This window comes from Azospirillum sp. INR13 (assembly GCF_015390205.1).
Lineage (GTDB): Bacteria > Pseudomonadota > Alphaproteobacteria > Azospirillales > Azospirillaceae > Azospirillum.
Map to the genome: position 1 here is coordinate 187054 of NZ_VUOI01000003.1, position 11649 is coordinate 198702.

Below are 11649 nucleotides of genomic sequence, written 5' to 3' on the forward strand. Positions count from 1 at the left end.
GAGACGGCGTATCAGGGCTGACCCTGGCCGCCGCTCGAACCGTACACGTTTCCAGTGGCGAAGCTCGCGTCGGCATCGGCGAGTTGGACGTAGATGGAGGCAAGCTCGACCGGCTGCCCGGGCCTGCCGAAGACGGTGGTACTGCCGAATTTCTCGTATTTCGGTTCCGAAGCGCCGCCGCTGATCTGCAGCGGGGTCCAAACCGGCCCCGGCGCCACGCCGTTGACCCGGATCCCCTTCGGGCCGAGCTGCTTGGCCAGCGACTTGACGTAGTTCATGGTCGCCGCCTTGGTCTGGGCGTAGTCGTAGAGATCCGGGGACGGATCATACGCCTGTTCGGAGGTCGTGCCGATGATGCAGGATCCCGTCTGGAGATGGGGCAGGGCGGCCTTGATGATCCAGAAGGGCGCGTAAATGTTGGTCTTCATCGTCGCATCGAAGTCCTCGGTCGTGATGTCGAGGATCGAAGGCTTGGCCTGTTGCCGCGCGGCGTTGCAGACGACGATGTCGAGCCCGCCGAGCCCCTGCACTGCTTCGGCCACCAACCGCTGGCAGAAGGCTTCGTCGCGCAGGTCGCCGGGGATGGCGATGCCCTTCCGGCCGGCTTCCGTGATCAGTTGGATGACCTCGCGGGCATCCGGCTCCTCTGAGGGGAAATAGTTGATCGCGACATCCGCCCCTTCGCGCGCGTAGGCGATCGCCGCCGCCCGGCCGATGCCGGAATCGCCGCCCGTGATCAACGCCTTGCGTCCGGCGAGCCGGCCCGAGCCGCGGTAGCTGGTCTCGCCATGGTCCGGCTTTGGGTCCATGTCCCGCGCCAGGCCGGGCCATGGCTGGGTCTGGGCTCGGAAGGGGGGCTTCGGGTATTTGGAGCGCGGATCCTGCATCGTTGGCTCGCTGCGTTAGCTGGGAGTGTGCTGCTGATTCTGCTGCGCAAAGGCCGGTTCGACCATTGTTGCAGCCATGCCACTGCCGATTCCACCAACCATCCGTCGGCGGGACCTTGCGTTGCTCCAGACCGTGTCTGTGAGCCATTCTGATGGCGTCGTGCCGGGAGAACAGAAGCTGGCGGGATTGGTTGCGTCTTCGAAAGGCGCAGAAAGGAGCGCTGGAGCGCGGCGGAGCTCACGTTCATGACGCGTTCCCCCAACCCGGACAATTTGCGCACTTTCGTGTAGTGACCCCTTAAGCTCGGCAGTATGATACCGACGGCATGAGAATGCTTCTTCTGACGGGATTTTCCGAAGTTATCAGGCGAACGCCGGCCACCAGTGGAACAGGGTGCGGCCGTGGATGGTGTCTGGGTCATCGGTAAGGGTGTTGCATCGGTTGCCCAAGACGTGGTCGAGGCTGGCGACGTCATCGATTTGGTCATTGGCGACCGCCTCCCGGAGTAGGGCGCTGTCAGCGCTTGATGTCTGTACCCATCTGTTCGGGATGGCAGTTGTGTACGGAAACGAGGTCCTGACGGACGCGGAATGGGCGCTTCTGCATCCGCTGATCGAAGCCTGCCGCCCGCGCGGCAAGACACCACCCCAGCATCTGCGCCGCACCGTTACGGCAATCCTCTGGCGGCATACGAACGGAGCCAAGTGGCGCACAATCCCGTCGGAGTTGGGGCCGTGGTGGATGGCGGCGAAGACCTTCATCCGCTGGGCGCGGCTGGGCGTGTGGGAGCGCTTGCTCGATCTGGCCCAGCAGCGCGGCGTCGCGCTCGGCATGACCTTCCTGGACGGCACGAATATCCGAGCGCACGCGAAGGCGGTGGGCGCGTCGAAAAAGGGGATCTGGAGCACAGCGGGACGTGCGTGAAGCGCTTGGGCGCTCTCGTGGCGGCTATGGCACAAAAGCCTGCGTGATCGTGGATGGCGGTGGGCGGGCGCTCGGCTTCGCCCTGGCGCCCGGCCAAGCCCACGAACTGCCGCTCGCCCCCGTTCTGCTGGCGATCCTGCCGGAGGTTCCCGGCTGTGTGGTGGGGGACCGTGGCTACGCTTCGGACGCCTTCCGTCAGCGGGTCTGAGAGCTCGGCGCACGACCGGCGATCCCGCACAAAAAGACCGATGCGCCGGTCGTCTGTCCGGCATGGATCTACAACAACCGCAACCTCGTCGAGCGCTTTTGGGCAAGGATCAAGGAGTGGCGGGCAATTGCCACCCGCTACGAGAAAACTGCCAACTCCTTCACGGGCGTCCTTTGCCTCGCCGCCGCCCTCGATTGGATCAAGCGCTAACAGCGCCCTAAACCAGCCCGGCCGCGCGAGCCCACTTGTACTTGGCGCCCAGCACCGCGACCGGCGTCTCGGTCGTGTAGGGGTAGGCCACGATGCCATGGTCATACAGGTGGCTCGCGGCCTCCTCCACCTGGACGTCGCCGGCCAGCGAAGCAACGATGGGCTTCTCGATGCCCTTCGCCTTCATCTCCTCCTTCACCTCGATGACGAGCTTGGCAAACACCATTGGCGGCGTGATGATCGTGTGCCAGTAGCCCAGGATCAACGCGTGGATGCGGTCATCCTCCAGGCCCAGCCGAATGGTGTTCTGGTAGGTCGATGGCGGTTCACCACCCGTGATGTCCACCGGGTTGCCGGCGGCGCCGAAAGGCGGGATGAATTTGCGGAAGGCGGCGTCGAGGTCCGATGGCATCGCCATCAGCGACAAGCCATTGTCCACGCAGGCGTCCGACAACAGCACACCCGATCCGCCGGCGCCGGTGATGATCACGACGTTCTCGCCCTTCGGCGTCGGCAGCACCGGGATTCCACGGGCGAATTGCAGCAGCTCCTGCAGACTGCGCGCCCGGACCACGCCCGACTGCCGCAGCACGTCTTCGTAAATCCTGTCGTTGCCGGCGAGCGCGCCGGTGTGGGAACTGGCCGCCCGCGCGCCAAGGGCTGTGCGTCCGGCCTTCAGCACGACCACCGGCTTCTTCTTCGAAACCTGCTTGGCGGCCTCCGCGAAGGCACGGCCGTCCTTCAGATCCTCGCAGTGCATGGCGACGACCTGGGTGTTGTCGTCCTGTTCGAAGAAGTACAGCAGGTCGTCCTCGTCGATGTCCGACTTGTTGCCGAGTCCGACGATCGCCGAAACGCCCATCTTGGCGGAGCGGCTGAAGCCGATGATCGCCATGCCGATACCGCCGGACTGCGACGACAGCGCCGCCTTGCCCTTCACGTCGTAGGGCGTGCAGAAGGTGGCACACAGGTTTGCCGGCGTGTAGTAGAAACCGTAGATGTTCGGCCCCATCAGCCGCACGTCGTGCTTGCGCGCGATGGCGACGATCTCCTCCTGCCCTTCGACGTTGCCGGTCTCGGCGAAGCCCGAAGGAATCAGCACGGCGCCGGGGATCTTCTTCTCGCCGACCTCGCCCAACGCCTGGGCGACGAACTTGGCCGGGATGGCGAACACCGCCACATCGATGTCGCCCGGCACGTCCTTGACGCTTCTGTAGGCCTTGTAGCCCAGGATGTCGTCGGCCTTCGGGTGGATCGGATAGATCTGGCCCTTGTAGCCACCATTGATGAGGTTCTTCATCACCGAGTTGCCGATCTTCCCGTCCTCGGCCGAGGCGCCGATGACGGCCACCGCCTCGGGCTTCATGATCCGGTTCATCTGCCGGACGATCTGTTCCTGCGATGGGCGGTAGCGCGGCGTCCTGACCGTAAAGTCCAGGACCACGCGCACGTCGGCGGCGGTGGCTCCGTTCTCGCGCGCGAAGACCGGGTTGAGGTCGAGTTCGACGATCTCCGGCACTTCATCGACCAGGCGCGAGACGTTGACGATCACATCGGCGAGCGCCTCGTGGTCGACCGCCTTGCCGCCGCGCACGCCCTTCAGCATCTCCGCGGCCTGGATGCCGTCGAGCATCGAGAGGGCTTCCTCGCGGGTGACCGGGGCGAGGCGGAAGGTGATGTCCTTCAGCACCTCGACCAGCACGCCTCCGAGGCCGAAGGCCACCAGCTTGCCGAAACTCGGGTCCGTGATGGAACCGACGATGACCTCCACGCCTCCTTTCAGCATCTGCTGGACCTGCACACCGATCAACTCCGCGCCGGGGTCATGGGCGCGGGCGTTCTCCATGATGGTCCTGAAGCCTTGGCGGACGGCGTCGGCGTTCCAGAGACCAACCAGAACGCCGCCGGCTTCCGTCTTGTGCAGGATCTGCGGCGACACGATTTTCATGACCACCGGGAAACCCATACCCTCGGCGAGGGTGACGGCTTCGTCGGCACTCTTCGCCAAGCCTTCCTTCGGCACTGGAATGCCGTACAGATCGCAGAGTTGCTTGGCTTCTGGAGCGGTCAGCGCGTTGCGGCCCTCGGCCTTGGCGGTGTCGAGAAGGCGGCGGACGACATCCGTTGGGCGCTCGGTGTGGAGCGGATCGATGACTGCGGTCATGGCCTTTCCTCCTTTGCAAACTGGTCGGCTCACGTCTTGGAGGTGAGCTTGGATGGATTTTCGGGGGCGGCGGCCTCCTGCAACGCGTCGCCGGTGATGCGCTGCAGGAGGCTGCCGCCTGTCCTACTCGGTGGTCAGCGGCCTGCGCGCGGCACCGAGTGCGCCGCTGTCGCGAACCTCGCCGATGCGGCGTTCGTCAAAGCCGAGCACCTCGCGCAGGATCTCGTCGGTGTGTTCGCCCAGAAGCGGCGACCGCGTGACCTCGGTCGGGCTGTCCGACAGCTTGATCGGGTTGCCGACCGTCAGGTACTTGCCGCGCGTCGGGTGATCGACCTCGACGATGGTGCCGGTCTCGCGCAGCGACTGATCCTCCGCCAGCTCCTTCATCGACAGGATGGGGCCGCAGGGGATGTCGTACTTGTTCAGAATCTCCATGACCTCGAACTTCGTCTTGGTCATGGTCCATTCTTCGACGGTCGCGAAGATGTCCTTCAGGCGCGGCAGGCGAGCGGCGGGCGTCGCGTAGTCCGGATCGGTGACCCATTCCGGCTTGCCGATGACGTCGCAGATCTTCGCCCACACCGGCGCCTGGGTGATGAAGTAGATGTAGGCGTTGGGATCGCTCTCCCAGCCCTTGCACTTCAGGATCCAGCCCGGCTGGCCGCCGCCCGAGGCGTTGCCGGCGCGCGGCACGGTGTCGCCGAACTCGCCGTTGGGGTACTGCGGGTACTCTTTCAGCGGGCCGCGCTCCAGCCGCTGCTGGTCGCGCAGCTTGACACGGCAGAGGTTCAGCACGGCGTCCTGCATGGCCGCCAGCACCTTCTGGCCGCGCCCGGTCTGGGTGCGCTGGTAGAGCGCGGTCACGATGCCCAGCGCCAGATGCAGGCCGGTGCCGCTGTCGCCGATCTGGGCGCCGGTGACCATCGGCGGGCCGTCGTCGAAGCCGGTCGTCGAGGCCGAGCCGCCGGCGCACTGCGCGACGTTCTCATAGACCTTGCAGTCCTCGTAGGGACCGGGGCCGAAGCCCTTGACCGAGGCGACGATGATGCGGGGGTTCAGCTCCTGGATGCGCTCCCAGGTCAGGCCCATGCGGTCGAGCACGCCGGGGGCGAAATTCTCGACCATCACGTCGCAGATGCGCACCAGATCCTCCAGGACGCGCTTGCCGTCCGGGTTCTTGGTGTCCAGCGTGATGGACCGCTTGTTGTGGTTCAGCATGGTGAAGTAGAGGCTGTCGGCCTCGGGCACGTCGCGCAGCTGGCCGCGCGTGATGTCGCCCTCGCCCGGACGCTCGACCTTGATGACGTCGGCGCCGAACCACGCCAGAAGCTGCGTGCAGGTCGGACCCGACTGAACGTGGGTAAAGTCCAGAACCCGCACGCCTTCGAGTGCCTTGCCCATGCCGTCTCTCCCTGTTGAGCCGCAGGCACACGGAGCCCGGCGGCGTGACCAAACCGTTCGCCATTGAAAGGAGCAGGAGTGGAGGGTGCGGGCCGTTGATCCCCGCGGGCCTCTGAACGGCTACCGAAGCCAGCCCTTTATTTCCAATATTCGCTGATCACCTTTTTCCGTTCTCGCATATTGTTTGCCGCACTGTGTTGCGTACTCCCGGACAAAGCCCTGCCTGACCAATTCGCAGAGTGCCGGCCTCACAGCGGCCGGCTTCAAGCTTGCCGCCTTCGTGATGGCCAGCAGCGAGACCGGAGGTGTCGTGGCCTCGGGACCCGGCATGGCACGCAGCGTGTTGAGCATGGTCCAATTGACGGATGTCGGAGAGATCACACACGCCTCCCTTGGTGCGCTGGGGATCGCTGCCTTTCGCAGTCCATGTTGCAATCGGCTCTGGCATGCCAGATCCAATACACCCAGGCTAAAACCTCAAGCTCGCTTGAGGTCAAGAAGAATTTTGGGGCAGTGAATTGGTCCGATTGGGCCTGAGGTGCACCCCCGTCCCCCAAAGCCCCCGTTTCGGCGTTGATGTGCATTTGGGCTCGAGCCGTACTCAGGCACCCTGGCGCGACGGTAAGCGCCTTCAGCGCCAGCGTGGGTCAAGCGACCAGAGGGCGCAGGAAGATGGAGAGATCTCCGCTTTGAATTGGGAGGGAAGGCCGTTGTTCGCTGTTGCGGCAATGGCACTGAGGGAGAAGCTGCATGGTTTCATCCGCATCGATGCCGTATATCGTCCTACTGGGCGATTCGATCTTCGATAACTCCGCCTATGTCGGAGGCGGACCGGACGTGACGGCACAGCTTCGTTTGCGTCTACCGTCGGGTTGGCGTGCGACGTTAGGAGCAGAAGACGGTGCCGTGACCAGCAACGTCGGTCGGCAAGTCCAGCAATGTCCTCCTGACGCGACTCATCTCATCGTGAGTGTGGGCGGCAACGATGCGTTGCGCCACTCCAGTCTGCTGGATGAAGGAGCGCGATCTGTTGCCGCGGTGGTCAACAGGCTGGGCGAGATACGGGAGCGGTTCCAGGGCGACTATCGGACAATGCTCGACGCCGTCTTGGCCTCGCGCTTGCCGACGGCAGTCTGTACGATCTACGACGCGCACTACCCCGACCCGCTTCGGCAACGATTGGCCATTACCGGCCTGACCATCTTCAACGATGTCATCACCCGTGAGGCATTCATACGGGGCTTGCCGCTCATCGACTTGCGCCTGGTCTGCGACAAGGCAGAGGACTACGCAAATCCCATCGAGCCGTCTGTCCAGGGTGGTGCGAAGATCGCCGCTGCCATCGCCGCTTTGACCACCTCCCACAACTGGTCACAACGACGATCGGCGGTGTTTGCGTTCTGACGCGGGCAACCACCATCCCTCCTGATGTCGCCACCTCGAAAACGGACACAATTTACTGAGTGAAGAATAGCCACGCTACCGTGCCGATTGAAGCCAGAGCGGCGAGCGCTGCGCCGCTTCGCGTCATGACACCCTGGCGATACAGCAGCACAACCATGCCGATCAGCAGCGGCGAGACGATCAGCAGTCCGACTTGGGCTTCATTCATTGGCACTGTCGCTTCCGTCGGATCAGTTGGTGGTTCGGGTGCGATATGGATGCTGCGAGCGTGGAGAACGGGCAGCCTTGATCGTCGTCAAAAGCAGCTGGACTTCATCGGATTCGGTCGCACATCGGATAGTGGGCACGCGGGACCGCGGTATCAGCGCCGTCAGGTGATCGCGCCGAACAGGTCCTCAATGAAGGCCGACGGGGCCGGAATGTTGTTGATGGGAACGGCGGCGACCTGCCCGTAACGGACTATGGCGACGATCTGTTCGCCGGCGATGGTCTGCCGAGCGGTGTGGTAGCTCTTGAGTCCGAGTCCTGGCCGGACCACCGCTTGGTGCCTATCGCCTGATCATACGACGCTCTTTCGCTGGAGCCACACGATGCGCCGGAGTTGAATGGGCGCCTCCACAGGCGGCTGCTCATGACGAGCGGTTCGCGGCGGGGCGATGGTCAGCGTTGCAGCTCAAGAGGTAGCAATCATGGGGTCATTCATCTGAAAACGCGAACCACGCTGAATCGCTCGCCACCGTCCTGGTTATCTTGCGCAAAATTTGTTCAATATTGCATTCATGGAGTTCGGCGCGATGGTCGATTTTCCGCCAAGCATAGCGCTCGATGGGTGCCGGACCGCTTACTTATGCCTCCGCCAAGCTCAGTATGCATGCACCGACGAGGCTGCCCAAAAAGAAGGCATTCTGTGTTTTTCCTCCATGGCGAAGAATTACGCTGAGATGGTGCTGCGCCGCGGTAATATAATCCAACGCTGGAAAGCAAAAAGATTTCTCAAAAAGGTTCTACGAGCTTGCCGTGGTGAATACTGAACTAAATTGGGGACGCTCCTCCAGAGGAAGTTCAGGAGAGCGGTTGGAACGGTTTTGATCAGGACTGATGGCTCCGCCTCAAGGCATATGCCGACACCTATCCTTTGGGCGGCGGCATTTTTATCTGATTACATACTGGCGTATTTTTGTATAATGCTCCAAGGAAGAAAAGGTCTGCCCTCGGAGACAGGAATTGCTGAAGTCCTTACGGAAGCGAGCGCCTCGTAGAGAAACCAACCGCCTGCTGCCTTTCCTCCTGCTCATTGCTGCTCCGTTGCTGGCGTTCGAGCTCTTTCCGATCATGCAGCTTCATACGGCCCGTGAGGCCGAGCTTCGACAGGATGCCAGCCACTTTCTCGACCTTGTGGACGCGGAACAAAGACGGATCATACAGGACATCCATCACATTCTGTTCGCTCTTACCGAAGCGGGGTGGGGCGTATGGACGCCACGGCCTGCCAAGAAGTCATGTCCCGGATCAGGGGCAAGTATCCGAGCTACATGGCAGTGGAAATCTCCGACGCGAACGGTGCCGTATGGTGCTCGACAGACTCCATGACGGTGGGGCGGGTGATTGCAGACCGGCTCCTCCAGGATGCGGCGAGCACCGATGGCATCGTCACAGGCCAGTCCATGCGATCGCCGATCACGGGACAACCCGCCATTCCCTTCGCCCGTGCCCACCGCCGGGAGGATGGAGATTATCATGGAGTGATTGCGGCACTTCTCGACACCGCTTGGCTGCGGGAGTCCCTCACGCAGGACTCTTTGCCGGACAACACCTGTCTCCTTGTCGCCGACCGTGACGGAACGGTTCTCGCAACCATCCCTGACGCACCGGAACTGGCCGGCCGCTTGTTGCCGGAACCGTTCGGTCCTTTGTTGCGCGAGGCGACCAAAGGTGTGGTTGAATTGGCGGGGATGGACGGTCGGCCACGGGTGTTTGCCTATTCACCGGCAACGTCGGGTGCCCAGGGCCTGTATCTGCACGTCGGGCTCGACAAAGCGACGGCGATGCGTCCCATCCACACCGCAACCTTCTGGACCGTGGCCATCTTTCTTGGGCTGCTCCTGACCACAGGCCTCGGCGCCCTGTGGGGTATACGCCGTTTCCTGAGAGTGCGCGAAGAGGCCCAACACTCCGCCCGCAAAGTCAACGTATTGCTGGCCAACACCGTGGATGGCGTCATTGAGTTCGATCGGGACTGGCGATTCCTCGAACTCAACGACATGGCCAGGACCCTGGTCGCTCAAGGCCGCGACCTGCTCGGCATGCGGCTGTGGGATGCCTTTCCCGAACTCGCCGAAGGCCAGTTGGCGGATGAGTTGCACAGGTCCATGACCGAACGGGTTCCGGTGGACGTCGAATTCCGCGGTCCGCAGACTGGCCGCTGGTTCTGGCTCCGAGCGTTTCCCACCCCGATGGGGCTGACCGTCCATCTGTTGGACATTTCCCGACGGACGATGGCCGAAGAGGAACTTCGGGCAAGCAACGAACGCCTCAGCTTGGCCCTACAGTCGGCTCAGGCCGGCAGTTTCGACTGGGATTTGCGCACCGGGCGCGGGCATTGGTCGGAGGGCAGTTATCGCCTGTTCGGCTTGGACCCGGAGAGCGATACCCCCTGCTTGGATTCCTGGCTCCGTACAGTGAAACCGGACGATGTCGAAACCATCACGGCCGCGGCTCAGGCGCAGCTCTTCGGTGAGCGGAAGCCCCTATCTCGCACTGGAATACCGCATCATGCTCCCGGATGGGACGGTCCGATGGGTGTTATCCACCGGGCGCGTCCATTACGACACGGACGGCACGCCGTTGCGCATGAGCGGCCTGAACATCGACATCACCGAGCGCAAGTCCGTGGCAACGGCCTTGCAGCGGAGCGAGAGGAATCTCGCCATTGCCTTGAACGCCGCAAACGCCGGTCTGTGGGATCTCGATCTCCGCACTGGCGTCGTGACTTGGTCGGACGGCATGTACCGTCTGTTGGGTGTCGATCCGACGACGTTCCACCCCAGTGAACCCGCGTTCTACAATTTGGTTGTTGCGGACGATCACCCGGCGTTGCGGCAGGCCGTGCAGGACGTGCTCGAAGGCCGGCGGCCGAATTACCAGGCGGAGTTTCGCATCGCGCATCCGGGAAAGGGGGTCTGCTGGTTGCTGGGGGTGGGGCGGGCGGAACATGATGGCAGCGGTCGCCCAGTCCGCCTGAGCGGCATGAACATGGACGTCACCGTACGTCGGGCGATGGAGCAGGCCCTGCGCGATGCCAAGACCCTGGCCGATGAAGCCAACCAGTCCAAGTCCAGATTCCTGGCCGCCGCCAGCCACGATTTGCGGCAACCGCTCCAGTCGGCTTTGCTGTTCGCCGGCGTTTTGCAATCTCATGTCCTCGAGGACCGGAGCCGCCGGTCGCTGATGGCCCTGGAGCGTGCCTTGGACACGTTGAAGGCCCTGCTCGACAGCCTGCTCGACGTTTCTCGCTTGGATGTCGGAACGATTGTGCCTCAGGTCCGTGACATACCGCTTGCGTCGCTGCTGGATGAGATGCGAGCCGCTTATTCACCGATCGCGGCGAGCAAGGGTCTGGAACTCTATGTCACAGACCCCGGACCAACTCTGGCGGTGCGAAGCGATCCGGTGCTGCTCGGTCGCATAGTGCGCAATCTGGTCGAGAATGCTTTGCGCTACACCCCTGAAGGCTATGTGCGGGTTGTCTGCGACATCCTTTCCGACCGCGTGAGCATTCAGGTTCACGACAGTGGAATCGGCATATCCGCCGAGCAGCTGGGCCGCGTGTTCGAAGAGTTCCATCAGGTCAACAACCCGGAGCGCGACCGGAGCCAAGGGTTGGGTCTGGGGCTGGCCATCGTGCAGCGGCTCTCCCAGCTGCTCGATCACCCGGTGACCGTGCGCTCCGAACCGGGGCGTGGGTCGACCTTTGCGGTCGACGTTCCCCTTGCGGGCGCCGCGGGGACGAGTCCATCCCAGCCGAAGCGGGCCGCAATGGCCGACGGGCAAAGGCGTTTGGCTGTTCTGATCGATGACGACGTGACCGTGCTCACCGGTCTCCGGACACTGTTCATCGAGTGGGGTTACGAGGTCGTCATCGCCGCGTCCGCGGCGCAGGCTCTCGAAGGTCTGCAAGACATGGCGCGTGCGCCGGACCTCGTCGTCGCGGATTACCGCCTGCGAGGAGGCGACGTCGGAACGGACGCCGTTGCCTCCATCCGCAAACAGGCTGGCCATCCGATACCCGGCATCATTCTGACCGGGGATATGGGGCCGGACAGCGAACGTGACGCCACGGACCTTGGCGTGACATTCCTCCGCAAACCCGTCGCCTCCAATCAACTCCTTGCCGCCGTGCAGGAGCTTCTCGGCAGCTGACCCGCCCTCATCGCCGAGTTGGTTCGATCCG

At 63.3% G+C, this 11649-nt stretch carries 8 protein-coding genes and 2 pseudogenes; 4 read left to right on the forward strand and 6 right to left on the reverse strand.

Going from position 1 to position 11649, the window contains the following annotated elements:
* Positions 1-11 precede the first annotated feature (11 nt).
* Positions 12-887, reverse strand: coding sequence for an SDR family oxidoreductase (locus F1643_RS04055; protein WP_194910954.1), 876 nt, complete (start codon positions 885-887; stop codon positions 12-14).
* Between the two features lie 550 nt (positions 888-1437).
* Between F1643_RS04055 and F1643_RS04060 the strand changes: the two are divergent.
* A pseudogene (locus F1643_RS04060) lies at positions 1438-2230 on the forward strand (IS5 family transposase).
* Between the two features lie 7 nt (positions 2231-2237).
* Here F1643_RS04060 and F1643_RS04065 read toward each other — a convergent pair.
* Together F1643_RS04065 and frc are read right to left on the reverse strand one after the other, a co-directional pair.
* Positions 2238-4394 (reverse strand): acetate--CoA ligase family protein, encoded by a 2157-nt coding sequence (locus F1643_RS04065; RefSeq protein WP_194910956.1) that lies wholly within the window; start codon positions 4392-4394, stop codon positions 2238-2240.
* Positions 4395-4517: 123 nt separating this feature from the next.
* Positions 4518-5795, reverse strand: coding sequence for a formyl-CoA transferase (gene frc, locus F1643_RS04070; protein ID WP_194910964.1), 1278 nt, complete (start codon positions 5793-5795; stop codon positions 4518-4520).
* Positions 5796-6545: 750 nt separating this feature from the next.
* On the opposite strand from frc, the gene F1643_RS04075 reads away from it, so the two are divergent.
* On the forward strand, positions 6546-7199 hold the full coding sequence (locus tag F1643_RS04075; RefSeq protein ID WP_206692318.1) for an SGNH/GDSL hydrolase family protein: 654 nt from the start codon (positions 6546-6548) through the stop codon (positions 7197-7199).
* Between the two features lie 52 nt (positions 7200-7251).
* Here the strand turns inward: F1643_RS04075 and F1643_RS04080 are convergent, their stop codons facing one another.
* The 3 genes from F1643_RS04080 to F1643_RS04090 form a co-directional block, all read right to left on the reverse strand.
* Positions 7252-7407: a hypothetical protein gene (locus F1643_RS04080; protein WP_194910966.1), complete on the reverse strand. Its 156-nt coding sequence runs from the start codon at positions 7405-7407 to the stop codon at positions 7252-7254.
* Between the two features lie 162 nt (positions 7408-7569).
* Positions 7570-7737 carry a hypothetical protein gene (locus F1643_RS04085; RefSeq protein WP_194910968.1) on the reverse strand — a complete coding sequence of 56 codons (168 nt, stop codon included), beginning with the start codon at positions 7735-7737 and terminating at the stop codon, positions 7570-7572.
* 698 nt (positions 7738-8435) lie between these two features.
* Positions 8436-8633, reverse strand: coding sequence for a hypothetical protein (locus tag F1643_RS04090; protein WP_194910970.1), 198 nt, complete (start codon positions 8631-8633; stop codon positions 8436-8438).
* A 611-nt stretch (positions 8634-9244) separates the two neighbouring features.
* Between F1643_RS04090 and F1643_RS22165 the strand changes: the two are divergent.
* Both F1643_RS22165 and F1643_RS04095 read left to right on the forward strand, forming a co-directional pair.
* Positions 9245-9700, forward strand: a pseudogene (locus tag F1643_RS22165) (PAS domain-containing protein); the annotation flags it as partial.
* A 271-nt stretch (positions 9701-9971) separates the two neighbouring features.
* Positions 9972-11618 carry a hybrid sensor histidine kinase/response regulator gene (locus F1643_RS04095; RefSeq protein WP_194910980.1) on the forward strand — a complete coding sequence of 549 codons (1647 nt, stop codon included), beginning with the start codon at positions 9972-9974 and terminating at the stop codon, positions 11616-11618.
* Positions 11619-11649: the final 31 nt, after the last annotated feature.

Bases quoted from the DNA above. Each gene is read 5' to 3' on its own strand.
- F1643_RS04090 (WP_194910970.1), bottom strand. From the start codon at position 8,633: ATGGATGTCCTGTATGATCCGTCTTTGTTCCGCGTCCACAAGGTCGAG.
- F1643_RS04080 (WP_194910966.1), bottom strand. From the start codon at position 7,407: ATGAATGAAGCCCAAGTCGGACTGCTGATCGTCTCGCCGCTGCTGATC.
- F1643_RS04065 (WP_194910956.1), bottom strand. From the start codon at position 4,394: ATGACCGCAGTCATCGATCCGCTCCACACCGAGCGCCCAACGGATGTC.
- F1643_RS04055 (WP_194910954.1), bottom strand. From the start codon at position 887: ATGCAGGATCCGCGCTCCAAATACCCGAAGCCCCCCTTCCGAGCCCAG.
- F1643_RS04075 (WP_206692318.1), top strand. From the start codon at position 6,546: ATGGTTTCATCCGCATCGATGCCGTATATCGTCCTACTGGGCGATTCG.
- frc (WP_194910964.1), bottom strand. From the start codon at position 5,795: ATGGGCAAGGCACTCGAAGGCGTGCGGGTTCTGGACTTTACCCACGTT.
- F1643_RS04095 (WP_194910980.1), top strand. From the start codon at position 9,972: ATGCTCCCGGATGGGACGGTCCGATGGGTGTTATCCACCGGGCGCGTC.